Origin of the sequence: Catenulispora sp. EB89, from assembly GCF_041261445.1 — a bacterium.
GTDB lineage: Bacteria > Actinomycetota > Actinomycetes > Streptomycetales > Catenulisporaceae > Catenulispora.
The window spans coordinates 67,855-92,798 of the sequence record NZ_JBGCCU010000010.1 but is presented as its reverse complement, the minus strand read 5'-3'; the positions used below and the strand labels follow the sequence as shown (position 1 = coordinate 92,798).

The 24,944-nt window shown below is 71.4% G+C and carries 17 protein-coding genes; 4 read left to right on the top strand and 13 right to left on the bottom strand.

The annotated features are described in order from the left end of the window. Positions 1 to 285 precede the first annotated feature (285 nt). The 4 genes from ABH920_RS22505 to ABH920_RS22490 all read right to left on the bottom strand — a co-directional run bounded on the left by ABH920_RS22505 (position 286) and on the right by ABH920_RS22490 (position 7,807). On the bottom strand, positions 286 to 2,820 hold the full coding sequence (locus ABH920_RS22505) for an NlpC/P60 family protein (protein WP_370351054.1): 2,535 nt from the start codon (positions 2,818 to 2,820) through the stop codon (positions 286 to 288). A gap of 165 nt (positions 2,821 to 2,985) precedes the next feature. Next, the gene (locus tag ABH920_RS22500; protein WP_370351053.1) at positions 2,986 to 5,919 is read right to left on the bottom strand and encodes a BTAD domain-containing putative transcriptional regulator; all 2,934 of its coding nucleotides are present in this window, start codon (positions 5,917 to 5,919) and stop codon (positions 2,986 to 2,988) included. Positions 5,920 to 6,041: 122 nt separating this feature from the next. Continuing rightward, positions 6,042 to 6,644, bottom strand: coding sequence for a hypothetical protein (locus ABH920_RS22495; RefSeq protein ID WP_370351051.1), 603 nt, complete (start codon positions 6,642 to 6,644; stop codon positions 6,042 to 6,044). 176 nt (positions 6,645 to 6,820) lie between these two features. Continuing rightward, on the bottom strand, positions 6,821 to 7,807 hold the full coding sequence (locus ABH920_RS22490; RefSeq protein WP_370351231.1) for a LacI family DNA-binding transcriptional regulator: 987 nt from the start codon (positions 7,805 to 7,807) through the stop codon (positions 6,821 to 6,823). 303 nt (positions 7,808 to 8,110) lie between these two features. Between ABH920_RS22490 and ABH920_RS22485 the strand changes: the two genes are divergently transcribed. After that, positions 8,111 to 12,241: a discoidin domain-containing protein gene (locus ABH920_RS22485; protein ID WP_370351049.1), complete on the top strand. Its 4,131-nt coding sequence runs from the start codon at positions 8,111 to 8,113 to the stop codon at positions 12,239 to 12,241. Between the two features lie 109 nt (positions 12,242 to 12,350). On the opposite strand, the gene ABH920_RS22480 is transcribed toward ABH920_RS22485, so the two are convergent. Next, positions 12,351 to 13,085, bottom strand: a complete 735-nt coding sequence (locus tag ABH920_RS22480) for an SDR family NAD(P)-dependent oxidoreductase (protein WP_370351048.1) — start codon at positions 13,083 to 13,085, stop codon at positions 12,351 to 12,353. A gap of 139 nt (positions 13,086 to 13,224) precedes the next feature. Between ABH920_RS22480 and ABH920_RS22475 the strand changes: the two genes are divergently transcribed. Next, positions 13,225 to 13,866, top strand: a complete 642-nt coding sequence (locus ABH920_RS22475; RefSeq protein ID WP_370351047.1) for a TetR/AcrR family transcriptional regulator — start codon at positions 13,225 to 13,227, stop codon at positions 13,864 to 13,866. Between the two features lie 31 nt (positions 13,867 to 13,897). Here the strand turns inward: ABH920_RS22475 and ABH920_RS22470 are convergent, their stop codons facing one another. Further along, the gene (locus tag ABH920_RS22470; protein ID WP_370351046.1) at positions 13,898 to 14,854 is read right to left on the bottom strand and encodes a helix-turn-helix transcriptional regulator; all 957 of its coding nucleotides are present in this window, start codon (positions 14,852 to 14,854) and stop codon (positions 13,898 to 13,900) included. A 91-nt stretch (positions 14,855 to 14,945) separates the two neighbouring features. On the opposite strand from ABH920_RS22470, the gene ABH920_RS22465 reads away from it, so the two are divergent. Next, positions 14,946 to 15,518 carry a DUF664 domain-containing protein gene (locus ABH920_RS22465; RefSeq protein WP_370351045.1) on the top strand — a complete coding sequence of 191 codons (573 nt, stop codon included), beginning with the start codon at positions 14,946 to 14,948 and terminating at the stop codon, positions 15,516 to 15,518. 648 nt (positions 15,519 to 16,166) lie between these two features. On the opposite strand, the gene ABH920_RS22460 is transcribed toward ABH920_RS22465, so the two are convergent. Next, positions 16,167 to 17,039 (bottom strand): hypothetical protein, encoded by an 873-nt coding sequence (locus ABH920_RS22460; RefSeq protein ID WP_370351044.1) that lies wholly within the window; start codon positions 17,037 to 17,039, stop codon positions 16,167 to 16,169. 256 nt (positions 17,040 to 17,295) lie between these two features. On the opposite strand from ABH920_RS22460, the gene ABH920_RS22455 reads away from it, so the two are divergent. Beyond that, on the top strand, positions 17,296 to 19,086 hold the full coding sequence (locus tag ABH920_RS22455; RefSeq protein WP_370351043.1) for a hypothetical protein: 1,791 nt from the start codon (positions 17,296 to 17,298) through the stop codon (positions 19,084 to 19,086). A 55-nt stretch (positions 19,087 to 19,141) separates the two neighbouring features. Here the strand turns inward: ABH920_RS22455 and ABH920_RS22450 are convergent, their stop codons facing one another. From ABH920_RS22450 to ABH920_RS22425, 6 genes are all read right to left on the bottom strand, one after another. Then, positions 19,142 to 19,540, bottom strand: a complete 399-nt coding sequence (locus tag ABH920_RS22450) for a hypothetical protein (protein WP_370351042.1) — start codon at positions 19,538 to 19,540, stop codon at positions 19,142 to 19,144. Between the two features lie 4 nt (positions 19,541 to 19,544). Beyond that, positions 19,545 to 19,706, bottom strand: a complete 162-nt coding sequence (locus ABH920_RS22445) for a hypothetical protein (RefSeq protein WP_194915845.1) — start codon at positions 19,704 to 19,706, stop codon at positions 19,545 to 19,547. 96 nt (positions 19,707 to 19,802) lie between these two features. After that, on the bottom strand, positions 19,803 to 21,131 hold the full coding sequence (locus ABH920_RS22440; RefSeq protein ID WP_370351041.1) for a PQQ-binding-like beta-propeller repeat protein: 1,329 nt from the start codon (positions 21,129 to 21,131) through the stop codon (positions 19,803 to 19,805). Between the two features lie 142 nt (positions 21,132 to 21,273). Beyond that, a complete protein-coding gene (locus tag ABH920_RS22435) occupies positions 21,274 to 22,734 on the bottom strand; it encodes a catalase (RefSeq protein ID WP_370351040.1) in 1,461 nt (486 codons plus the stop codon). Between the two features lie 113 nt (positions 22,735 to 22,847). Then, a complete protein-coding gene (locus ABH920_RS22430) occupies positions 22,848 to 24,032 on the bottom strand; it encodes a Gfo/Idh/MocA family protein (RefSeq protein WP_370351039.1) in 1,185 nt (394 codons plus the stop codon). Further along, entirely contained in the window at positions 24,029 to 24,889 is an 861-nt protein-coding gene (locus tag ABH920_RS22425; RefSeq protein WP_370351038.1) for an aldo/keto reductase, read from the bottom strand. The genes ABH920_RS22430 and ABH920_RS22425 overlap by 4 nt, the downstream gene beginning before the upstream one ends. Between the last annotated feature and the right edge of the window lie 55 nt (positions 24,890 to 24,944).

Sequence of the window (24,944 nt, the reverse complement as noted above, 5' to 3'; positions counted from 1 at the left end):
CGCGCCCTGCGGGGCCCGACCGCCCCCTCGGCGATCGGGCCCCGCGGGCCACCGGGAAAGGAACCCGGTGGGATCAGGGACAGGAAGCGTGGCGCCCCGGCGTCAAGACGATCAAATGCACCGGACCCGGGCTCTGACCGTAGGGCGGACAGGCCGCGTTCGGGGCCTCGGAGCAGACAAGGCCGCCGCGGTGCTTATGTGATTTCGCATAGGATTCTCCTCAAAATCGGTCGAGTCAGTCACTGAAGTCAGTCAGTCAGTCGAGACCATGACGAACACCGCATCTCAGGTCTGTGTCTCGGGATCCAGCGCGGGCGGCACGGTGCAGTCGATGACCCCGTCGAGCCAGGCCCCGCCCTTGACGTAGATGTTGCTCACCCACGCCTTGTACGCCGGCAGGTACGACCAGGCGTCGTTGCTGACGCCCTCCGCCGTCACCGCGCCGGCGTGCTTCTGGCAGCCGATCTGCACCGTCGTCGGGCCGGCCAGCGTGGTGACCGTGCTGCTGTCGGTGCGGGGGTGGGAGTGCAGGTTGACGTTCGTCCCCCAGGTGCTCCACTGCCCGTCGGTGCCGGTGCTGGTGCCGCCGCCGGTGTCCGGGTCGAGCGCCGGCGGCTTGGTGCAGTCCATGATCCCGTCGAGCCAGGCCGCGCCCTTGATGTAGATGTTGCTCACCCAGGCCTTGTAGTCCGGCAGGTAGGACCAGGCGTCGTTGGTGATGCCCTCGGCGGTCACCGACTCGGCGTGCTTCTGGCAGCCGATCTTGACCGTCGTCGGCCCGGCCAGCGTCGCCTTGACGTCGGACCCGGCGGAGGGGTGCGCGTGCAGGTTCACGAACGTGCCCCAGGAGCTGTAGGAGCCGGCCGAGGTGCCGCCGCCGCAGTCCGGCACGCCGTCGAGCCAGGCCGCGCCCTTGACGAAGATGTTGGACACCCAGCCGTTGACGTCGGGCAGGTGCGCCCAGGCGTCGTTCGTGACACCGGCCGCGGTCACCGACTCGGCGTGCTTCTGGCAGTCGATGTGGATCGCGGTCGGTCCGGCGAAGGAGGTGAGCACCGAGGCCGAGGCCGACGGCTGGGAGCGGACGTTCACACTCGTCCCCCACGTCGAGTGCTCGCCCGAGCCGCCGCTCCCGCCGCAGTCGGGCACGCCGTCCAGCCAGTAGCCGCCCTTGATGTAGATGTTGGAGACCCAGCCGTTGTAGTCGGACAGGTGCGCCCACACGTCGTTGGTGACGCCCTCGGCGGTCACCGACTCCGCGTGCTTCTGGCAGTCCACGGTGATCGGTGTCGGCCCCGGGAAGCTGACGACGACCGAGCCGCCGACCGACGGCGTCGAGCGCACGTTGACGTTCGAGCCCCACGTCATGTGGTTCCCGCCGCCGGTGCCGCCGGCCGCGAAGCGCAGGCCGCCGGCGTAGTCGGACATGTCGTGGCTGGTCAGGTCCGACACCATCACGTGCGTGTCCGACTCCCGCGCCTCGACGATCTTTCCGGCGCCGAGGTAGACGGCCACGTGGTGCACGTTCGAGACGCCCCAGAACACGAGGTCGCCAGGCTGGAGCGCCGAGGTGTCGGTGCCCAGCCGCTGACCGGGCATGCTGAAGATGCCGGCCGCGGTGCTGTCGCCCATGACGTCGTAGCCGACGGCCTGCGACCAGGCCCAGCGCACCAGGCCCGAGCAGTCGAAGCCGATCCGGTAGGGGTCGTTCTTGCTGCGGACCGGGTCGGTGGCGTCGACCATCCCGTAGGTGGGGCCGGGTGCGGAGCCGTGGCCGCCGCCCCACGTGTACCAGGTCCCCGCCTTCTCCTGGGAGCAGGCCGCGGCGATCGCGGCGCCGGCGGCCGCGGACGTCGGCGTGCCGTGCGCGCTGCAGTCGTTCGGCGGCGGGGGCGGCGGGGGCGTGAACTTGCCCGGGTCGCGCTGGGCCATGAGGAACGCCTCCAGCAGTGGCGAGCCGGTGTACTGGTCGTTCCAGGTCCGGCCGCCGTCGTAGGAGAACTGCGCGGTCCAGCCGCTGGTGCGCGAGTTGCCGCCGTCGTGCAGCTCGCTGTGGCCCAGGTTCTGCTTGTCGTCGAAGCGGATCTGCGGGCTGGCCACCGACAGGCCGACCGCCGAGTCGCCGCCGACGACCCCGTCCTCGACCGCGCCGATCGCGGCCCACTTCGTGTCCTCGCCGGAGTCCACCGGCAGGCCGTTGAGGAAGTCCGAGCCCGGGATCATCTGGAAGCACTCGTTGCTCCAGCTGGCCGCGTGGCTGACCCGGCACTCCTGGCTGGTCGCCCAGAGCGTGCCCTGGTGCGGCGTGCCGAGGGTGACCACGTTGTCGACCGGGATCGACGGCGGGTAGCCGGAGCGGTGGGTGCGGGTCCCGCCGATCGCGTCCCGGATGATCAGGCCGCCCATGGAGTGCGCGACGACGGCCACCTGGCCGCCGCCCCACGCGGCGTCGTGGTTGTAGATGTACCAGGCGAGCTGGCGGCCCAGGTCGTTGATCGACTGCGTGCCGTCGCCGCTGGCGAACCGGTCGGTGCAGTTCGTGTCGCTGGTGTAGTAGGCCATGGTGTGGATCTGGCCCTTCCACCCCCACTGGTGGAACAGGTCGATCGCCGGGCCCCACATGTCCTGCGCACCGCAGTCCGGGCCGGAGAACAGCTCGTAGCCGTGCAGCAGGAGCACGGGTTTCTCGTTACCCGTCGGCGGCCCGTCGGCCGAGGCGGCGGTCGGCGCGAGAAGCGGCGCCGCGAGGCCCAGGAGCGCGGCGGCCAGCCACAACCCCAGAGCCCGCGCCCATCCGCGCCGGTTTCCGTTCTTGTTCATGTCTTCCTTACGGGTGGCATCGCAAGCAGGCAGGACCCTGTCCCCGCAGGGTCCTGAAGACAAAGTACGAACAAGCGCTTACGGATTGCTTACTGATCGGCCACGGTGCGCGTGCCGCGTGCTTTCGGCGCCTGCCGCAAGGGCTTCGGCGTCGACTTCAGCGGCTCAGCCGGCTGTGGTGGCGGCCGCGGCGCGAGCGGTCTCGAGCGCTTCCTGCGCCTCGGCGAGGAACGATCCCCAGCCGCGCCGCCGCCACAGCTCGACGGACTCCTCCAGGTGCGCCACGGCCGCGACCGGATCGCCGGCCGCCAGATCAAGGCGGCCCAGGACGAGCAGCGCGTCGGCGAGATGGTGGCTCATCTTGTTGCGGCGGCTGATCGCTTCGGCGGTCTCCACGGCCGCCCTGGCCCGCGAATCGCCGATCGCCGCGTAGTACTTCGCCAGGTACAGCAGGGAGAAGGTCTCGGTGTAGCGGTCGTCGAAGGCCCGGGCCATCACCATCGCGCGGATCAGCAGGTCCTCGCCGCGCTCGCCGTCGCCGACGCGGCAGTAGGCCGCGCCGAGGAACTGGGCCGCAGCGGCCTCGAAGCGGGTGTTACCCAGAGCCCTGGCGATCTCCAGGGCCTGCGACAGATGCTCGATGGCCAGGCCGAGGTCGTCGTCCTCGCTGCGCGCGATCGCGATGATCTGGTGGGCGCGCGCCCGGCCGCCGGGGTGCTCGCTCTTCTCCGCGCGGGCCAGGGCGTCCCCCGCCACGGCCAGCGCTTCCGGCAGCCGGCCCTGGGCGACCAGACTCCAGGCCGCCATCACCAGGGCGTCGGCGGCGCCGCGGTCGACGCCGAGCGCCTCGAACTCCGCGAACAGCCGCATGGCCCGCTCGTGCAGGACGACCATGGTCTGGCTGCCGTCGTCGGGCCCGGTCCAGGTCGTCACCTCGATCAGGCCGCGGGTCAGCACGGCCGCGCCGAGCCGGTCGCCGGCCGCCCGGCACAGTTCGCGGACCGCGAGGTCGACGGTCTGCCACTCGTCGTAGAACCCACGGACGTCGTTGTGCTTCTCCTGGCAGGCCGCCAGGTCCCACGCCGCCGACACCAGGTTCAGCGCGCAGGCCTGCCGGGTGATCGCCAGCAGCGCCGGCCGCTCGGTGTCGAACCAGGCCAGCGAGTCGGCCAGGAGCGCGCCGGACACGCCGGGAAACGGCCGGCGCGGGGCGGAGCCGTGGATCGGGGCGTAACAGGGTCCTGGGATCCGGTCGGCGGCCCGCTCGGCGAACCACAGCCAGCCGCCGACCGCGCGGACCACGGCGGCCAGCTGGTACGCGGCGCCGTCCTCGGCGTCGGACTGCTCGCGGGCGTAGAGGCGGACCAGGTCGTGGAACCGGTAGCGCAGCCGCGGTTCGACGCCGGCGACCTCCAGCAGGTGGGCGTCGACCAGCGACTCCAGGTGCCGCTCGGCCTCGTCGAGCCCGAGGTCGGCGACCGCGGCGGCGGCCCAGGAGGCGAAGTCGGGGACGTCGAGCAGGCCCAGGAGCCGGAACAGCCGGCGCGCCGGCGCCGGCAGCCGGTCGTAGCTGAGCCCGAAGCTGGCCCGGATCGCCAGGTCGCCGACCTGTAGCTGGTCCAGCCGGTCCCGCTCGTCGCGGACCAGCGCGGCCATCCGGGCCAGGCTCCAGCGCGGCCGGCCGGCGAGCCGGGCCCCGACCACCCGGACCGCGAGCGGGATGTGGTCGCAGGCGCGCAGGATCTCGGCGGCGGCCTCGGGTTCGGCGGCCACCCGCTCGGCACCGACCAGCCGTTCCAGCAGCGCCAGCGCCGAGGCCGGGGACAGTACGGACAGGTCGACGAGCTCTGAGTTGTCCAGGGCGGTGAGCGCGGTACGGCTGGTCACGAGCGCCGCGGCACCCGACGAGCCGGCCGCGCCCGCCGCGCCGGGCAGCAGCGGCCGGACCTGCTGCTCGTCGGCGGCGTTGTCCAGGACGACCAGGATCCGACGGCCGGACAGGACGCTGCGGTAGAGCGCGGAGCGGTCGACCGGCGTCTCCGGGATCTGCCCGGGCTCGACCCCGAGCGCGCGCAGGAACCCGCTCAGGACCAGGCCCGGGTCGGCGGGGTCGGTGCCGGCTCCGCGCAGGTCGACGTAGAGCTGGCCGTCGGGGAAGTCGGCGCGGGCCTGGTTGGCCAGGCGCACGGCCAGCGCGGTCTTGCCGATCCCGCCCATGCCGGCGATCACCGGGAGGCGCCCGGCGGCCAGGGCCTGGCGGATCCGCACCGTCCCGCGCTCGCGCCCGACGAACGCCGCGGCGTCGGGCGGCAGCTGGGCCGGGACGGGGAGCGGCCGCGGCGCCACGTTCTGCACGTCGCCGTCCAGGGCCAGGACTTCGGAGTACGCCTCCCGCACCTGGGCCCCGGGCTCCACCCCGAGCTCGTCGACAACCTGCTGCCGCAGCGCCTGGAAGAGCCGCAGCGCCTCGGCCGGCCGGCCGTCGGCGGCCAGCAGCCGCATCCGCGCGGCCTGCACCGGCTCGTCGAGCGGGGTGTCCCGGGCCAGCGCGTCCAGGTGCGGCAGGGCGGCCTCCGGACTCCCGTCCGCGAGCGACGCCTGGGCCCAGGCCAGCACCGCGGCGCGGACGTCCTCCTCGACGGTGCGCAGCAGTGGGTCGGTATGGCTCACCCGCACCGCGTCGGCGAACACCGGCCCGCGCCGGAGCGCGACCGCAGCGTTGAGGTCCCCGCGCGCCACCGCCCGCCGGAACCGGCCGAGGTCGACCGCCTCGGGAGGCAGGCGCAGACTGTAGCCGCTGCCGTCGAAGTCCAGGACGAGGCCAGGGTCCTCGAACGTCCCGAGCCAGCTCCGCAGGCGGGAGACCCCGGTCTGCAGCGCGCCGAGCCCGACCTGCGTGGCCTGGTCGGCCCAGACCAGGTCCAGCAGCCGCCCGGCACTGAGCCGCTGCCCCTCGGCCAGCAGCAGGACCCCGAGCAGGCCCTTGAGCACCGGCGATCGCGGCAGGCGCTCGGGACCCGCGGCAGAGTGCTGCCCGCCGCCGTTTTCAACCTCGACCTCGACCCGCAGCGGCCCGAGCACGCCGAAGTACACCCTCACGACCGCAGTTTGTCATAAGCCTGGTGTCAGGGCGTACGCAAAGATGTGGTCTGCCCCGTGCACAGACCACGGTTCGGACGCTACGGGAGGGCGCTTACAGATCGCTTACCGATTCGGCGGTCTCAGTCGGTGGGCCATCCGGCCGGGTTCCCGCAGGTCTCCCGGCTGATCCCGGAGCCGGTCTCCGGCCAGGCCCCGAACTTCTTCTCGTGGACGTGTGCGAACAGGTAGCACATGCCCTCGAAGTCAGCGTCCAGCACGGCCAGCCGTGGATCGGCATCGACGGCGGCGTGGTAATCACGGCCGACGGCGAGGATGAAGCCGCGGGCGTAGAGGAAGCCGTCGTCGGATCCGTCGGTGACGTCGTGGACCTCCTCGCGGTCGAGGTCGTAGAGCTTGCGCTCGACGACACGGTCGAGCGCGGTGAGCTCCGGTGAGGAGAGCTCGGCGGCGAGGTCGCGGAGCCGCTGGATGAAGGCGTCGCCGGCGGCGTCGACGGTGGCCATGAGCTGACCGCCCAGCAAGTCGTCGTGGTCGTCGTGGTCGTCGTGGTGGTCGGCGCCGGTTTCGGCGGCACGCGGCACCGGCGGGCGAGTGGCCAGGGCGTGGCGGGCCGCGTTCACGGATTCGTCGGCCCCGGACCAGGCCTGCTCGATGAGCGCCCAGAGGCGTTCCTCCTCGTCGGGGGTCGGGAGGATCGGTTCGGGGTGTGTGGTGTTCGACATGGGCTGCACGTTAGGGGGCCGCACCCACAGCCTTCGCTCTGCTCAGCAACCTTGACGAAGGTTGCGACCTGAACGTGTCCGGTGTCGACGCCGGCTGGGTGGTGATGGAGACCGGCGAGGATGGTTCGTCGACGACCGGTCGACAGTGCGTCCGGCAGCAGCCATGGACAACGTTGTCAGCGGTCCGCGATCTCCCCGGACCCCCGAGGAATCAGCCGCGTGGGCACCTGCAGCCGCTGCACCTTCCCCCGCTCCCCGCGCATCCGCCGGAACAGCAACTCGGCGGCCATCCGTCCCAGCAGGACCGGGTCCTGCGCCACCACGGTCACCGGCGTCGGCAGCATGTCGGCCAGCTCGAAGTCGTCGAACCCGACGACGGCCGCCCGCCGGTCGCCGGCGGCCAGGGCGCGCAGCACCGCGACCGTGATGCGGCTGTTCCCGCACATCAGGGCGCTGACCGCGTCCGGGCCGGACAGCATGCGGTCCAGCGTCAGACTGATGCCCACCGGGTCCGGCTTGCCCATCTCGACCCAGCCTTCGCGCACGCCGTAGCCGGCCTTGGCCATCGCCTGGCGGTAGCCGGACAGGCGCTCGGAGGCGGTGTAGATGTCCGGCGAGTCCCCCAGGAAGCCGATGCGCCGATGTCCCTGCCGGATCAGGTGGTCGACCCCGGTGACGGTGCCCCCGAGGTTGTCGGACAGCACGGTGTCCACGTCCAGCCCGGTCGCGGGCCGGTCGACGCTCACCATCGCCGTGCCGGCCGCCAGCTCCGGAGCCAGCCAAGCGTGGTCGGCGGCTGTCGGGACGATGATCAGCCCGTCCACGCGCCGCGCGCAGAAGTCCAGCGTCAGCTCCCGCTCACGCCCCGGGTCCTCGTCCGAGGACCCGGCCAGCATCAGCGAGCCCTGAGACCGCGCGACCTCCTCCACGGCCCGGCTCAGCTGCGCGTAGAACGGGTCGGCCAGATCCTCCAGGACCAGCCCCACACTGCTGGTACGGCTCCCCTGCCGCAGCATCCGCGCCCCGTCGTTGCGGCGGAACCCGAGCTGCTCGATCGCCTCGCGCACCCGCGCCGCCGTCGCCGCGGTGACCCCGGCCTCGTCGTTGACCACCCGCGAGACCGTCTTGAGCCCGACCCCGGCGGCCGTCGCGACGTCCTTCATCGTGGGCCGTGCCGACGGCTCCGACGTGTCCTGCCGCACCTGGACCACCCCTTCTTGGCTTCGGTTGTGGCACCAGGGTAGCCGGACGGCTCCGATAACGTTGTCAGGTTCGCCTCAAGGGCTCCGCCTCGTGCGTGGAGTTCCGTAACTATCCGCTCCTCGCCGGAGAACCTGCACGTCAAACCTCTAACACCGGCGACCGGAGTCAAAGGGGAACCTTGACACTGGACTCGACGCCCTAGTTAAATCCCCCTCACGCGGCGACAACGTTGTCATTCGACCCTCGAGAATGGACGTCCGTACATGGCACCACAGGCCGATCAGCCCTTCCACGCTTCGCGGCGGAGCGTCATCACCGCAGGGGCGTCGCTGTTGGCGGGCTTCTCGCTCGACGCCGCCTTCCCCGCCACCGGATTCGCGGCCGCCGACCCCACCGCCGCCGGCACCGCGGCCCAGTCGGTGAACGCGTCGCGCCCGACGCCGACGCCCGGCGAACTGGCCCTGTACCGCCCGGTCGAGGTCTCCTCCACGGACTACGCACCCACCCCCGGCGCCTTCGCCGTCGACCGGGTGTCCTCCGCCGGAGTCCGGGGCACCGGCTGGCGCGCCGCGACCGGCGATCCGCAGTGGATATCGGTCGATCTGCAGTCGGTCTGCCAGGTGACGTCGGTCCACCTGACCTTCGAGGCCGCCGCGGGCGACCCGGTGTTCGTCAAGCCGACCTCGGGCAACTGGTCCGACGGCACCACCGGACAGGAACTGCTCTCCAGCTACGCGGTGGCGTTCCAGGTCGAGGTCTCCTCGGACAAGAAGTCGTGGACGAGCGTGTACCAGACCTCGTCGGGCACCGGCGGCACCGTGCAGATCGATCTGGCCACCCCGGTCTCAGCACGCTGGATCCGGCTCACGGCGACCAAGCGCTCCGACGCGAACCCGCTCGGCCTCAACGGTTTCGAGGTCTACGGCACCGCCCCCGGCCCCCGCCCGCACGCCACCGGCTGGACCGACTGGGGCCGGCACGACCACCACGCCCCGGACCTGAAAGTCGCCGCCGACGGCACGGTGCCGCTGGAATCCGGCTGGGTCCTGACGATGGACGACTGGGCCCCGGGCGACGGAACCGCCCTGTCGCAGCCGACCGTCGACACCGGCGGATGGCTGCCGGCCACCGTCCCGGGCACCGTCCTGGCCTCGCTCGTCGAGCAGGGGCACCTGCCCGATCCGGTCGCGGGGTTCGACAACCTGCGGATCCCCGAAGCGCTCTCGCGCCACTCCTGGTGGTACAAGCGCGACTTCGCCCTCCCGCACGGCCTCAACGCCGGCACCGGCACCGGCGCGGGCACCGGCCGACGGATCTTGCTGGAGTTCGACGGCGTCAACCACCACGCCGACGTCTTCCTCAACGGCACCCAAGTAGGCAGCCTCACCTACCCGTACGCCCGCGCCGCGATCGACGTCACCTCGCACCTGGTCCCCGGACCGCAGTCGCTCGCGGTGAAGATCACCCCGATGCCCGTCCCGGGCAGCCCCGGCGACAAGGGCACGGCCGGGCAGTCGTGGGTCGACGCCGGCGCGCAGATGATGAACCAGAACTCCCCCACCTACCTGTCGGTCTCGGGCTGGGACTGGATGCCGGCCGTCCGCGACCGGGCCAGCGGCATCTGGAACCACGTGCGGCTGCGCGCCACCGGGGACGTGCTGGTCGGCGACCCGCGCGTGGACACGGCGCTGCCCGCGCTGCCCGACACTTCCAGCGCCGAGCTGACCGTCGTGGTCCCCGTGCGCAACGCCGCCTCCGCCGCGCGCAGCGCGACCGTGACAGCGTCCTTCGACGGCGTCCGGATCGCGCAGACCGTCACGGTTGCGGCGGGTCAGAGCCTCGACGTCACGTTCGCACCGGCCGCGTTCCCCCAACTGAAGCTGCACAATCCGCAGCTGTGGTGGCCCAACGGCTACGGCGAGGCGAAGCTGCACGACCTGTCGCTGACCGTCGCGGTCGACGGCCAGACCAGCGACCAGCGCACGACCCGCTTCGGCATCCGGCAGTTCGACTACGAATACAAGACCCCGCTGCCCTTTGTCGCCACGCCAGACGCCTACACCCAGACCGTGCAGCTGGGAGCGCAGCAGGCGCGCTACGTGCGGATCAACTGCGAGGCGCGCGCGACCGGTTGGGGCTTCTCCATCTGGACGCTGGCCGTCCTGAACAGCGCCACACCCGGCACCGACCTGGCGGTGCACAAGCCGGCGACAGCGTCGAGCCAGGACCCCTCCAACCCGGCCGCCAACGTCACCGACGGCGACGCCGGCACGCGCTGGTCGTCCGACTACGCGGACGGCCAGTGGATCCAGGTCGATCTGGGCTCCGCGCAGGCCTTCGACCAGGTCGCCGTCACCTGGGAGCAGGCGTACGCGCGCACCTACGGCGTGCAGGTCTCGGTGGACGGCACGACGTGGACCGACGCGGCCAGTGTGGACAACACCGCGGTCCCGCTGCCGTTCAACGGCGGCGACGCGAGCCTGGACGTCGAGTCGTTCCCCGCCGTGTCCGGCCGCTACGTGCGGATCAACTGCGGCCTGCGTGAGACCAGTTGGGGCAACTCGCTCTGGACGCTGTCGGTATTGAACAGCGCCGTGCCCGGCACGGACCTGGCCCTGCACCAGCCGACGACAGCGTCGAGCGAGGACCCGTCCAACCCGGCGGTCAACGCCACCGACGGCGACAGCGGCACCCGCTGGTCCTCTTCCTACGCCGACGCCCAGTGGATCCAGGTCGACCTCGGATCGGCGCGCACCTTCGACAAGGTGGCGATCCTGTGGGAGGCGGCGTATCCGAAGACGTACGTGGTCCAGGTCTCCGACGACGGCTCGGCGTGGACGGACGTCAAGACGGTCGGCCTCGCGCCGGAGTCGTTGAAGATCAGCGTGAACGGTGTCAGGGTACTGTGTCGAGGCGGGAACTGGGGCTTCGACGAACTGCTGCGCCGGATGCCCGCCGAGCGGATGGACGCGGCGGTCCGGATGCACCGCGACATGAACTTCACGATGATCCGCAACTGGGTCGCCTCCAGCGACCGCGAGGAGTTCTTCGCGGCCTGCGACGAGTTCGGGCTGCTGGTCTGGAACGACTTCCCGAACGCGTGGGGCATGGACCCGCCGGACCACGACGCGTTCAACACCCTCGCCGCCGACACGGTGCTGCGCTACCGCATCCACCCGAGCATCGTCATCTGGTGCGGCGCGAACGAGGGGAACCCGCCGCAGGCCATCGACGCGGGCATGCGGACGGCCGTCACGAACGGCGCGCCCGGCACGCTCTACCAGAGCAATTCGGCGGGCGGGAACATCACCGGCGGCGGTCCGTACAACTGGGTGGAGCCGGCGCGGTACTTCGATCCGACGACGTACGGCAGCCGTAGTTTCGGCTTCCACACCGAGATCGGCATGCCGGTCGTGTCCACGGCGCAGAGCATGCAGAACATGGCCGGGGACGAGCCCGCGTGGCCGATCGGCGGTCCGTGGTACTACCACGACTGGAGTCAGTACGGGAACCAGGCGCCGGGGCAGTACGTGGCCGCCATCGAGGCCCGCTTGCAGCCCTCGGACAACCTCGCCGACTTCACGCGCAAGGCGCAGTTCGTCAACTACGAGAACGCCCGGGCGATGTTCGAGGCCTGGAACGCGAACCTGTGGGCGGATGCCAGTGGACTGATGCTGTGGATGTCGCACCCGGCGTGGCACAGCACCGTGTGGCAGACGTATGACTACGACTTCGACGTCAACGGGATGTACTACGGGGCGCGCAGCGCGTGCGAACCGGTTCACGTGCAGGCCGATCCGGTCGACTGGCAGGTCGTCGCGCTGAACCACACGCCCGCCGCGCTGCCCGGCGCGACGGTCTCGGCCCGGCTCTACGACCTGTCCGGGCGGCAGCTCGGGGCGACGCAGAGCTCTGCGATTGATGTCAAGGCGGCGGACAGTGCGAAGGCGTTCGTCGTGCCGTTCGGTGGCGCGCTGCCGGATCTGCACTTGCTGCGTCTGACACTGCAGGACGCCGCCGGCCACACGCTGTCGGAGAACACGTACTGGCGATACAACGCGCCGTCTGCGATGCAGGCGTTGAACGCGGCGCAGCAGACGCGGATCGCCGCCTCGATCAGCGGCACGAAGAGCAGCGGTGACGGGCGTCGGCAGGCGACCGCGACCGTTCGCAACCACGGCTCGTCGGTCGCGGCCATGGTGCGGCTGTCGCTGCTGGACTCGCACTCCGGTGAGCGCGTGCTGCCGACGCTTTATGAGGACAACTATCTCTGGCTGCTGCCCGGTGAGTCGCGCACGCTTTCCGTTTCCTTCCCGGAGAGTGCGCTGCCTTCGGGGAAGCCGGAGCTGCTGGTCGAGGGGTACAACACGCAGCGGGTGACGGCTAAGGCCTGATCTCGCGGGGCTTGGCTCTGCTTCTGGCCGGAAAGCCTTCGCTGTGAAGGCTTTCCGGCCACGGGACGTGCCCCTGCCTTCGGTTCGGTGCGGTGCGGTTCAGTTCGGTTCAAATGACGGTGGTGCCGCCGTCGGTGACCAGTTCCATGCCGTTGACGTAGCTGGAGTCGTCGGAGGCGAGGAACAGCGCGACGGTCGCGATCTCTTCCGGGCGGCCCATCTCTCCGCGCGGGATCAGGGATTCGAACGCTTTCTTGGTCGCCTCGTCGAAGAGCTCTTCCTGCTTGGCGGTGGCGACCTGGCCGGGGGTGAGCACGTTCACGCGGATGCGGCGGTCCTTGAGCTCGTTGAGCCAGACGCGGGCCCAAGCCTGCTGGACGGCTTTGCTGCCGGCGTACACGCTCCAGCCGGGGAAGCCCCGGAGTGAGGCGTTCGAGCCGGTCATGAAGATCGAGGCGCCGTCGTTGAGCAGCGGCAGCGCCTTCTGCACGGTGAACAGCGTGCCGCGTGCGTTGAGCGAGAAGGCGTCGTGGAACTGGGCTTCGGTGATCTCGCCGAGCCTGGCCTGCTCCCCCGTTCCGGCGCTCGCCCAGAGGACGTCGATCGAGCCTTTCTCCTTCCCGACCGTCTCGTAGAGGCGGTCGAGGTCGTCGAGGTCGGCCGCGTCGCCCTGCACGGCGGTCACGTTCCGGCCGATCAGCGCGACGGCTTCGTCGAGCGCGTCCTGGCGCCGACCCTGGATGAAGACGTGCGCCCCCTCTTCGACGAACAGCCGGGCGCCGGCCAGCGCCATGCCGGTCGATCCGCCGGTGATCACCGCTACCTTGCCATCGAGCTTTCCCATGGTCACTCCATTGAACGACGGGTATTCGGAGCAGCGCGGATGTTATGTACACCGGGCTGTGTACTTAACGTATCGAGGAGTCGACCGGGGACGCAAGTTATGTACACCGATCCGTACCCGGCGGCGCTAGACTGAGGACATGGAAGTGGGCACGGAGGAGTTGGAGAAGGGCCCCCAGGGCCGACGCCGGGGCCGGGGCGCACGCGAGCGCATCGTTACCGCGTCCCGGCAACTGTTCCGCGATCAGGGCATCAACCGCACCGGGATGGACGAACTGTGCGCGATGGCCCAGGTCTCGAAGCGGACGGCCTATCAGCACTTCGCCGGAAAGGACGAACTCGTCTCCGAGTACCTGCGGCAGTTCGATCCCGACGTCATGCCCTCGGTGTTCAACCGGACCGATCTCACGCCCCGCGAACGGCTGCTCGCCGCATTCGAGCTGCCCGCGTCCGGGACGGAGGAGCTGACGCCGATGTGCCCGTACATCGCGGCGGCCGTCGAACTCCACGACCCCGAACACCCCGCGGCCCAATACGCACGCGAGTACAAGGCGGCCATCGCCGGGCGACTGGCCGAAACCGCCCGCGAGGCCGGGGCCGCCGACCCCGAGCGGCTCGGCGAACAGCTTGCGCTCCTGCTTGACGGCGCGGCGGCTCGCACCTTGGTTTTGAACGCCGAATCCTTTCCTACGGCCGCCGCCATCGCCGCCGTGCTCATCGACAATGCGATCGCCGGCGCGGCTCGGGAGAGCGAAGACGCCGTCGATACGACGGCCGGATAGCCCGGATCCCGGCTAGCCCGGATCCCGGATTTCAGGCTGTGGCGGCGATCAGGCGTTGGCCCAGCTCATGCGCGACGTGGCGGAGCTCGGGGCCGCCGACGATCCGGTACGGCACCGGGATCGCAGTGAGCTGCTGGACGTACCAGTAGGGGTTGCCCGTCGTGCCGGTGAGCCGGCAGGAGTCAGGGTCGAGGGGGTGCAGCGTGCCCAGGACCCGCGGGCACTGTGCCGCCACCTCCTCGATCGGCGCCTGGATGACCAGCTCGGTGGGGTATTTCCAGCCGGCGGCCAGGTGCTCCTCCAACGCCGCGACGGGATCGAGATCGGCGGGCGGCGGGTCGAAGGCGGTGTGGAGCAGTTCGACCGTCTGGATGCGGTCGACGCGGTACGCGCGGCGGGCGTCGGAGGTGTGCGACCAGCACAGGAGGTACCAGCGGGCGTGACGGACGACGACGGCCCAGGGGTCGACGTCGATGTCCCGGTGCCGGCCGGCCTCGGACCGGTACGCCAGGCGGGTGCGCCGGGTCTGTGAGCAGGCCTGGACGAGGGCGGTGACGGTGTCCGGGTCGGGGCGGGCGGCGGTGCGGTCGGGCGCGGCCGCGGTGGCCTGCCGGACGGCTTCGGCACGCACGGCGACCTGCTCGGGCAGCGCTCGGGTGATCTTGCCGAGGGCGCGGCCGACCAGCCCGGCGGGGTCGGCGGCGTCGTGGTGGCCATCGAGCGCCGCCATGACCAGGCTCAAGGCCTCGGCCGCGGTGAAGGTCAGGGGCGGCAGCCGCAGGCCGCGGCCGGCGTGGTAACCGCCGTAGGGTCCGCTTCGGGACTCGATCGGGACGCCGGCGTCGCGCAGCGTACCGATGCCGCGGCGGACGGCGCGTTCCGACACACCCAGGTCGGCCGCCAGCTGACCGGCGGTGATGCCGGGGCGCGCCTGGATGAGCTCGAGCGCTAGCAGGGCCCGGGCCAGCGGGCTCGCCTCAGGGGGCACTCGCCTCTCCTTGAATCTCGCGCGCGAAATCTCGCAGCGACGCCGATATCCCGGACGGAAAACGTCAGGAATCGGTCCTACGGTAGCGCGCATGACCGAACACCCCACGCCGGCGACCGTCACCGAACCGCCGATGACCGCCAGCGAGATCGAGACAGTGCTGTACCTGCTCGACCGCTCCCGCGCCCAACTCGCCTGGAAGTGCGCCGGCCTCGACGCAGCCGCACTGAACCGGCCCCTACCACCGTCGCGAATGACACTCGGCGGCCTCCTCAAGCACCTGGCCCTCGTCGAGGAGCGCTACACGATCGACTTCACGGGCGAGGCGCCCGGCCCGCCCCTGAACGTGGCCGACCACAGCGACCCCGACTGGGCCTGGCGCACCGCGGCCGACGACGCGCCCGAGGCCCTGTACGCACTGTGGAGCACCGCCGCCGAGCACTCGCGCACGGCAATGGCCGCGGCGCTGGCCCGGGACGGCGGGCTGGATCAGCTCGCCGAGTTCACGACCGGCGAGGACGGCGCGCGACCGAACCTGCGCCGGATCGCGGCCGACCTGCACGACGAGTACGCCCGGCACGTCGGCCACGCCGACTTGCTCCGGGAGGCGCTCGACGGGCTCGTCGGGCAGGACCCGCCGACGATGCCGGAGAAGACCTGGTGATCAGATCCGATGTGTGCTCGCCGACGCCGGCAGCCTGGCCACACCGGCCCGATTGCCGCGCCGCCGACGCCAGCCACTAGCCGCCGGAAGACACCGCACCGCAGCATGGTCGCTGCCCCGACCACCAGCGCGCGCCGGTGCCTGGCCGTCCCGTTCTCGCCGCCGGCCACCAGCACGCGCTGGCGCCCACCGCCAGCCGCCAGCTCAAGCCGGCGCCCGGTCGTGCCGGCCGCCAATGCGAGCCGGTGCATGGCCGTGCCCGTGCTCGCCGCCAGCCCGAGCTGGCGCCCACCGCCAGCCGCCAGCTCAAGCCTGTGCCCGGTCGTGCCCGCCGCGAGCGCAAGCCTGTGCATGGTCGTGCCCATAGCCGCCGCCGGCCACCAGCACGCGCTGGCGCTCACCGCCAGCCACCAGCCACCAGCCACCAGCATGGTCGTGCCCTCACTCCCCCCGACCTCCAGCACGCACCGGTGCGTGGCCGTCCCGTTCTCGCCGCCAGCCGCCAGCGCGAGCCGGTGCCCGGTCGTGCCCGTGCCCGCCGCCAGCCCGAGCTGGCGCATGGGCGTGCCCGCTAGCCGCCAGCGCAACCAGCGGCGCTCCACCAAACTGCGTCCCCCGCGAGGCCGCAAAAATCGCCTGTCCCCCAGCTCAGCCCGCGTCCGCCCCGCTCGGCAGCCGCACCACGGCAGTCCCGGCCTGCGATTCGCCGAACTCCCAGCCGGCGATCAGGGAGCTGCCGATCTCGTCCAGGACGTAAGTACCCACAGGCCACCTCTCGGTGCCGCAGTAGTAGGCGCCGCAGCAGCGGGCGCCGTCGGCGTCGAGGCAGAGCATGCGGAGGTGGTCGCGGAGGGCGGGGTGCGGGAGTGCGCTCAGCGCCTCCTCCCAGCGGGGCTCGGCGGTGTCGACGTAGCCTTCGTCGTCGAAGGGCACCAGGTGGTCGGGGCCTTGGTTGGTGTAGGTCGCGGCCTGCATCGCGTGGGCGAGGGTGCCGTCGGTCGCCACTCGGAACAGGATGGTCAGCCAGGAGTTGAGCTGTGTGGCGCGCTCGTGGGTCAGGTCGACGGCGTGGCGGGCGAGGAGCGGGGCCAGGTCCGCGCCGCGTAGGGTCAGGTCGGTGGCGCCTTCGATCGCGGCGGCTTGGAGGTCGGCGACGAAGTCGTCGCTGAAGGGGCGCGGGCTCTTGTGGCCGTCCTCGCCCCAGGGGCCTGTCGCGTCGAGGAGTTGGCCGTCGAAGTGGAACAGCGACTCGCTGAAGTCGATCCGCCACATCGCCGGGGAGAACGGGTACTCGTCGGCGCCCGGGAATGGCAGGTCCGCGGGCTCGGGGTCGGCCAGGCCCTCGGGTGTGGCCCAGGTGTTGGGGAACAAGAACTCGTCGATGGAGTCGTCGGCGTAGTAGACCGCGTACACGGCGGCGGGGTCCTCCTCCGGCTTTCCGCCGAGGAGCAGCTGGAAGGCCTGGCCGAGGGTGGCGTCCCACGCGCCGGGTTCCGTCGCCGAAGGCGCTGTCGATGTCATGAGATCCGCTCCGCTCCTGGAGGTCTGCTGCTCGGGCGCAAGGAATGTATCGACCGCCGGTGACAGAGAGGCTGCGGGCCGCTGATCGAGCGTCCCCGCGTCCGGAGCGCGGGCCGTTGGCAACAGGAAACCACCGGTTCCGGCGACATCGAGACCGTTTCGACATTGCCCGAGCCAGGTGAGGACCGGTGTACTTGCAGTGCGCCGGCGGCACGGGCAACGGCGTTATCAGGACACAGATTCAGGGGGCGTGGATATGACCGAGGAGCCGCGGGACGGTATCGGGGAGGGCCCGCAGCCGCCCCAGACCGATCAGACGCTGCACATCGACCAGCCGGCACACATCGGTCAGACGCCGCAGGCCGATCAGCCGACGCCGACGCCCAGCAGGCCGACCGCTTACATCCCGCCGCATTTCCTGGGCTCGCCGCCGGCTCAACCCGCCGAGTCCCTGCCGCCGGCGCCACCCGTCGCGCCCATGCCCGGCATGCCAGGCATGCCCGGCATGCCCATTCCCATGCCCGTCGCGCCCCCGCCGCTCCCGCCCCTCGGGCCGGGGGACCGGTGGCGCGCCGCGGCCGCGGCGCTGCTGAACCTCAGCGGCCTGGGCCTGGGCCACGTGCTGATCCGCCGCTGGCGGGGAGCGCTGGCGTGCTGGCTCGCGACCGGGCTGCTGCTCCTGATCGCCCTGCCCGCCAAGCCGAACGGCGTCCCGGTCGCCGTGGTCGTCATCTACCTGCTGTTCCTGCTCCTCGCCGCGGCCCGGGCCGCCGTGCTCAGCCGTCGCAGGACACTGATCTGGCCGGCGAGCCCGCAGCTGGCCTTCGGCCTGGCGATCGTCCTGCTCGTGGTGCCGATCTGCGGGACGATCCTGTACGACAACGCGCGCCAGGAGGCCGTCCAGCGGATGCTGCTGAGCCGCCTGGCGCAGGCCGACGCGACCATCGCCACGGCCGAGACCCAGTCGTCCTCCACCGCCGAGCCCGAGTACCTCACAGCCCTGGGGACCTACCAGGACCTGCTCGACCACCACCGCACGTCGCGCGCCGCCAAGCAGGTGCCGTCCCGGCTCGCCGCGTTCTACCAGCACGTCAGCGCCCCCTACAGCAACCACGACTACTGCGGCGCGATCGAGCCGCTGACGTTCCTGCGCTCGCTGCCCGACGCGACGATCAGCACGAGCGACCTCGGGCCGCTGGCCGCCTCCCCCGACGATCCGCTGGCCACTTCGCTCTACGAGTGCGGCGTGAGCGCCCTGGGCGCCAACGCGGACCCGACGGCGGCGCAGGACCTCAACCTCCTGCTGTCCACGTTCCCCAGCTCGGCGCAGGCCGGCAAGGTCGAGCCCGCCGTCGCCGCCGCGATCGGCGGGGCCGCCAGCGGTCTCACCGGATCCGACCCGTGCTCCGCCACCGCCACGCTCACCGGGCTCGGGACCCAGGTCAAGGCGCTCACCAGCAACGCGGGCGCCGTCTCCGACGCCCTGAAGAAGGACGTCGCCACCGACGGCGGCGACATCGAGTCCGGCAGCTACGACTGCGCGGTGTCCGACTACAAGAACGGCAAGTTCCCCGACGCCCAGAGCGCGATGGACACCTTCGTCAGCACCTACCCCGACGACCCCAACAAGGCGCTGGCGCAGAAGTTCAGCATCGCCGCGCAGATCGCGCAGCAGGACGCCGACGCGGGCAAGGTCGTGCCCACCCTCACCAGCGGCGGAAGCGTCAGCATCACCATCGCGAACGACAGCCCCGACCCGATGCAGATCCTCTACACCGGCCCCGCCACCGGCACGATCAACATCGACGCCTGCTCCAGCTGCAAGGCCTATGGCAGCGATACCGAAGGGCAGCAGAACGCGTGCAGCGACACCAGCATCGACTACCCGAAGACGTCGTTCACGCTGCCGCCGGGGACCACGTACTTCCTGCAGAAGAGCACAGGCACGAGCGTGCGCTCCTACTCCCACAGCGAGCAGTACGACGCCGACAGCACCTACGCCGTCTGCGCCTTCGAGACGAGCATCTTCGGGAACCTGGGGCTCTGAGGGATCTATAGAGCCCTAGGCATCCGCAGAGCTCTGAAGGATGCGGCCCGGGACGCTACTCGGGCCGCTTGATCCACGGCGAGAGCCACTGCTTCATCCACGCCGGTGCGCGCATGTGGTCGTGCGCGCACTGCTCGGCCCACAGGGCGGCGTGCTCGGGGTCCAGCGTGAGCACGATGCCGTCGGCGGCCAGCAGGACGTCGGCGACCCGGATCGCGGTGGTGGTGTTCGAGGTCGCGAAGGTGCGGTACCGGATCAGGTCTATGACCAGGTGCACGGCCCGGTCCAGCGGGTCGGGGTACTCCAGCTCCCAGCCGCGGGTGCGCGGCGACCACACGACGCCGTAGGCGACGGAGAGCACGACGGGCAGTATCGCCGGGTCGCGCGGGACGCCGTCGCCCCCGCAGACCTGGTTCACGCGGCAGATCTGCTCGGGCGTGAGCCGGAAGGTCACGACGTCACGACCAGGTGGCCTCGGCGTCGGCGATGGCCTGGTAGGCCTCGCCGTTGCGGTCGTCGGAGTCGGCCAGCAGGTCCTCGAACACGGTGTCGGGCATCGGCTCGGCGCCCAGGAGCGGGTCCGGGTCGGGCAGTCGGCGCACCACAGCAGCTTCGGCCATATCCACTACCGTAGCGAACCAGGCTGCGCCTGTCCCTACCACCACCCGTTCGAGGGCGCCACGAGCCGGTGTCCGGTCACCCGGCGCGCTCCCCGCTCACACCGTGCTGAGCGCGGCGATGGATCCGCCCCAGCCCCCGGCGTAGAGGACGTTGCCGACGACGGCCGGCGCGCCGTTGATGCCGGTCCGGCCGGGGATCTGGTAGTTCCAGAGCAGGGCCCCGGTGCCGGCGTTCCAGGCGTACAGCGGGCCGCTGCCCTCGCCGTAGTAGGCGTCGCCGTTCACGACGACGGGTCCGATGCCGGATTCGGAGGCGTTGGTGGACGCCACCCACGCGGCCGTGCCGGTGGCGCTGTTCACCGCGGCGATGGAGCCGCCGATGCCCCCGACGTAGACGGTCGTGCCGACGACGACGGGCCATCCGTTGATCCCGGTGCGGCCGGGGATCTGGTAGTTCCAGAGCTGTGCTCCGGTGCCGGCGTTAAAGGCGTACAGCGGCCCGCTGCCCTCGCCGTAGTAGGCGATGCCGCCGACGACCGTCGGCCCGATGCCCGATTCAGATGCGTTGGTCGAGTCGACCCACTGCACCGCGCCGGTCGTGGCGTTCAGCGCGGCGATGGAACCGCCGACGCCGCCCAGGTACACCGTGCCGCCCACGATGGTCGGCGCACCGTTGATCCCGGTGCGGCCGGGGATCTGGTAGCTCCACAGCAGAGCGCCGGTGGTCGCGTCCCAAGCACGCATGGGGCCGCTTCCGGAACCGTAGTAGACCACGCCGTTGACCACTGTCGGGCCGATCCCGGTCTCGGAGGCGTTGGTCACGGCGACCCACTGCACGGCGCCGGTCGTGGCGTTCAGTGCCGCGACCGAACCGCCGAACCCGCCCAGATACACGGTGTTGCCGACGACCGTCGGCGCCCCTTCGATGCCGCTGCGACCCGGGATCTGGTAGCTCCACAGCTGCGCGCCGGTGGTGGCATTCCAGGCGTACATCGGACCGTTTCCGGAGCCGTAGTACACGATGCCGTTCACGACCGTCGGCCCGATGCCCGATTCAGAGGCGTTGGTCGCGTTGACCCACTGGACCGCGCCGGTCGTGGCGTTCAGCGCGGCGACGGAACCGCCGACCCCGCCGACGTACACCGTGTTGCCCGCGACGGCCGGCGCACCGTTGATCCCGGTCCGGCCGGGGATCTGATAGCTCCACAGCAGCGCGCCGGTGGCGGCGTTCCAGGCGGAGAGCGGGCCCGAGCCCTCGCCGTAGTAGGCGATGCCGTTCACGACCGTCGGCCCGACGGCGGCCTGGGAAGCGTTGGTGGGATTCACCCACAGCAACGCGCCTGGAGTCGCGAACGCTTGTCCAGGGATGAGCAGTACTGCGCACAGCGCGAGAATCAAGGCACGAAACCACGATCTCTTGACCATGACCATTCCCCCCACGGTTTGCGGATGTCAGCGCTCGGCGGCGTCGCATCGCGCAGGCACCAGCACCAGCACCAGCGCGGCGACGGCCGCCACCCGTTGCTGACGGACAGCGCACGGGTGAGCGGCCGGACCGCGCCTCAGCTCACTTCCGCCCGGCCCGAACGCCCTCCTCGATCCGCCGACCGATCTCGGCGTCCACGTTCCGCCAGTACTCGAACGCGCGCTCCAGCACCGGATCGCTCACCCCGTCCAGCAGATGCCCGACCACGTTGCCGACCAGCCGCTCCCGCGCGGCGTCGTCCAGCACCTCCCGGACCAGCGTGCCGGCCTGCCCCCAGTCGTCGTCCTCGGCGTGCAGCGCGGCGGCGGCGCGCACCATCTCGCCGTCGACCGGCCAGCCCGCGGGTTCGGCGGAGCGCGCGGGGTCGGCGTGCGGGCCGCCCTTGGAGTTCGGGGCGTAGACCGGGTCCGAGGCGTAGTGGTAGCGCATGCGGCCGGCGGTGCTGTAGTTGTGCGGCGGGGTGATCGGGGCGTTGACCGGCAGCTGGGTGTAGTTCACGCCGATGCGCGCGCGGTGCGCGTCGGGGTAGGCGAACATGCGGCCGAGCAGCATCTTGTCCGGACTCGGGCCGATGCCGGGGATCAGGTTGCTCGGCTCGACCGCCAGCTGCTCGATCTGCGAGTGGTAGTCGACCGGGTTGCGGTCCAGCGTCATCCGGCCGACCTCGACCAGCGGGTAGTCCTTGTGCGGCCACACCTTCGTCAGGTCGAAGGGGTTGAAGCGGTACCCGGCGGCGTCCGCGTAGGGCATGATCTGCACCTTCAGCGTCCACGACGGGTGGTCGCCGCCGCTGATCGCCGTCCAGAGGTCACGGACGTGGTAGTCGCCGTCCGACCCGGCGAGCCGGTCGGCCTCGTCCTGGGGCAGGAACTCGACGCCCTGGTCGGTGAGGAAGTGGTACTTCACCCAGAACTGCTCGCCGGCCGCGTTGACCCACATGTAGGTATGGCTCGAATACCCGTTCATATGCCGCCAGCTGCGCGGGATGCCGCGGTCCCCCATCAGCCAGGTGACCTGGTGCGCCGACTCCGGCGACAGGGTCCAGAAGTCCCACTGCATGTCGTGGTCGCGCAGGTTGTTGTCGGCGCGGCGCTTCTGCGAGCGGATGAAGTGCTGGAACTTCAGCGGGTCGCGGATGAAGAACACCGGGGTGTTGTTCCCGACCATGTCGTAGTTGCCGTCGGCGGTGTAGAACTTCAGCGCGAAGCCGCGCGGGTCCCGCCAGGTGTCCGGGCTGCCGTGCTCCCCGGCGACCGTGGAGAACCGCGCGACCAGGTCCGTCGTGGTGCCCGGCTGGAACACGACGGCCTTGGTGTACGCGCTGACGTCCCCGGTGACCTCGAACCGGCCGAACGCGCCGCCGCCCTTGGCGTGCGGCTGCCGTTCGGGGACGCGTTCCCGGTTGAAGCCGGCCATCTGCTCGATCAGGTAGTGGTCGTGCAGCAGGATCGGGCCGTCCGGGCCGGCGGTGAGCGAGTGCTCGTCGCTGGCGACCGGGATCCCCGCGTCGGTGGTCGTCGGGTTGGGCTGCGCGTCTGTCATCGGACGTCGTCTCCTTCGCGTAGGGACTGCTTCCCACCCTCATGGACTGCGATGGATGCGGCAAACGGAGAGAACAGTCACGCGGCGGCCGCGAGCGTCCTACCAGCGTGATTTCAGACGCTCCCCCACGGCTCGACCTCGGTGACGACACCCGATCCCGTCGCCGCCGCTTGGTCGACGGCCAGCGAGACCAGATGGTCCTGGCACGCCTCGGCCAGCGGATACGGCGCCGGTCCCGCGTCCCGGGCCCAGTCGGCGGTCGCGGTCAGCAGGGTCGCGATCGCGATCTCCTCGTCCATCAGGCGCAGCCCGGCGAACGGGTTGTGCCAGACGACGTCGCCGTCGAACGACAGGTGCTCGGTGTCGTGGCCGTCCAGGTTCAGGTCGTGGCCCAGCTGCGAGCGCACGATCGTGGACCTGAGCACCGTCCGCGGCCCGCCCCAGCGCACGACCGTGTCGTCGGCGAGCTCGCCGAGGCTGCCGCGGACCAGGATCCGGCGCAGCCGCAGGCGGTTGTGCCACTGGTTGTCGGTGAAGTCGTACAGGCCCGAGCGGCCGTCGCCGAAGTCGAACGTCGCGAGCGTGGTGACGGCGTCCTTCGGGGTCTCCTCACCGGTCCAGCCGTCGCGGTTCAGGGGGTCCAGCAGCGGCGCGGTGAACTGGGAAGCGGTGACGCGGACCGGTCCGAAGCCCGCGCCCAGCAGGCCTCTGATCATCGAGACGGCGTGGTAGCCGTGCGTGGAGCTGACCTGAACAGAGGTCGGCTGCCCGATCACGCCCCGGCGCACGAGCTCGCGCCGCGCGGCGTGCCCCGGCAGCAGCAGGTACTGCTCGGCCACCTGCACCATCTCCCGGCCGCCGACCCGCGCCCACAGCGCCCGCAGCCCGTCGGCGTCCGGCGCCGGCGGCGTCTCGGCCAGCACCCGGACCCCGTCGCCGACGAGCGCCGCGGTGATCTCCGGCGTCGCCGGCCACGGCACGCAGACCACCACGAAGTCAGGGTGCTGTTTCGCGATGAGCTCGGCGGGCGAGAGGTACGCCGGCACGCTCCACCGGCGCGCGACCTCCTCCGCGGCGTCGGCCCGCCGCACCGCCGCGCCGACCAGCGTCAGCCGCTCGGGCAGCAGCGCGGCCAGGCGCGCGAAGAAGTCCGCGCGCCAGCCGCGGCCGACGATGCCGAAGGTGACCGGAGCCGCCGGGACGGCCGGGACAGCCGGAACCGCCGGAACCGCGAGGGCCGCCGGAACGGCCGACGCGGCCGCAGCAGTCGGCGCGCCCGAGGCAGCCGGGTCGCTCATACAGCGTCCAGCCGAGCGAACTCCCCCGCCGACAGCACCAGATCCGCCGCCGCGACCGAGTCGCGGATCGTCTCCGGACGCGAGGACCCGGGGATCGGGATCACGACCGGCGCCTTGGCCAGCATCCACGCCAGGCACGCCTGCTGCGGGCTCACCCCGTGCGCGGCCCCCACCTCGGCGAACGCGTCGAACCGGGAGCCCAGCCCGGCGGCCTGCGAGATCCCGCCGAGCGGACTCCACGGCAGGAACGCCAGCCCCAGCACGGCGCACAGCTGAAGCTCCTCCTCGCTGCTCCGGAACCGCGGCGAGAACTGGTTCTGCACGCTCACCAGCCGGCCGCCCAGGATCTCGTTGGCGAGCTGGATCTGCTGCGTGCTCGCGTTGGAGATGCCCGCCTGCCGGATCTTGCCCTCGTCCAGCAGGTCGCGGATGGCGCCGATCGAATCCTCGTACGGGACCTTCGGGTCGGGCCGGTGGAACTGGTACAGCCCGATGGCCTCCACGCCGAGCCGCTTCAGCGAGGCCTCGCACGCCTGCTTCAGGTACGCGGGCGAACCGTCCTGCGTCCAGGTGCCGTCGCCGGGCCGCAGGTGTCCGCCCTTGGTGGCGACCAGCACGTCCGAGGTGTCGCCGCCGTAGGAGGCCAGCGCGCGGGCGATCAGGCTCTCGTTGTGGCCGACCTCGTCGGCGAACAGGTGGTAGGCGTCGGCGGTGTCGATGAGCGTGACGCCGGCTTCGAGGGCGGCGTGGATCGTGGCGACGGAGCGCTGCTCGTCGGGGCGGCCCTCGATGGACATCGGCATGCCGCCGAGCCCGATGGCGCTGACGGCGGTGTCGCCGATGCGGCGGGTCTTCATGGCTGTTCCTCTCCCGGTCCTGCGTCTCGCGTTCGTTCTGCGTCTCGCGTTCGTT

Excerpts from the sequence above, each read along its gene's own strand:
- ABH920_RS22505 (WP_370351054.1), bottom strand. The coding sequence starts at position 2,820 with ATGAACAAGAACGGAAACCGGCGCGGATGGGCGCGGGCTCTGGGGTTG.
- ABH920_RS22495 (WP_370351051.1), bottom strand. The coding sequence starts at position 6,644 with ATGTCGAACACCACACACCCCGAACCGATCCTCCCGACCCCCGACGAG.
- ABH920_RS22490 (WP_370351231.1), bottom strand. The coding sequence starts at position 7,807 with ATGAAGGACGTCGCGACGGCCGCCGGGGTCGGGCTCAAGACGGTCTCG.
- ABH920_RS22485 (WP_370351049.1), top strand. The coding sequence starts at position 8,111 with ATGGCACCACAGGCCGATCAGCCCTTCCACGCTTCGCGGCGGAGCGTC.
- ABH920_RS22480 (WP_370351048.1), bottom strand. The coding sequence starts at position 13,085 with ATGGGAAAGCTCGATGGCAAGGTAGCGGTGATCACCGGCGGATCGACC.
- ABH920_RS22475 (WP_370351047.1), top strand. The coding sequence starts at position 13,225 with ATGGAAGTGGGCACGGAGGAGTTGGAGAAGGGCCCCCAGGGCCGACGC.
- ABH920_RS22465 (WP_370351045.1), top strand. The coding sequence starts at position 14,946 with ATGACCGAACACCCCACGCCGGCGACCGTCACCGAACCGCCGATGACC.
- ABH920_RS22460 (WP_370351044.1), bottom strand. The coding sequence starts at position 17,039 with ATGACATCGACAGCGCCTTCGGCGACGGAACCCGGCGCGTGGGACGCC.
- ABH920_RS22455 (WP_370351043.1), top strand. The coding sequence starts at position 17,296 with ATGACCGAGGAGCCGCGGGACGGTATCGGGGAGGGCCCGCAGCCGCCC.
- ABH920_RS22445 (WP_194915845.1), bottom strand. The coding sequence starts at position 19,706 with ATGGCCGAAGCTGCTGTGGTGCGCCGACTGCCCGACCCGGACCCGCTC.
- ABH920_RS22440 (WP_370351041.1), bottom strand. The coding sequence starts at position 21,131 with ATGGTCAAGAGATCGTGGTTTCGTGCCTTGATTCTCGCGCTGTGCGCA.
- ABH920_RS22435 (WP_370351040.1), bottom strand. The coding sequence starts at position 22,734 with ATGACAGACGCGCAGCCCAACCCGACGACCACCGACGCGGGGATCCCG.
- ABH920_RS22430 (WP_370351039.1), bottom strand. The coding sequence starts at position 24,032 with ATGAGCGACCCGGCTGCCTCGGGCGCGCCGACTGCTGCGGCCGCGTCG.
- ABH920_RS22425 (WP_370351038.1), bottom strand. The coding sequence starts at position 24,889 with ATGAAGACCCGCCGCATCGGCGACACCGCCGTCAGCGCCATCGGGCTC.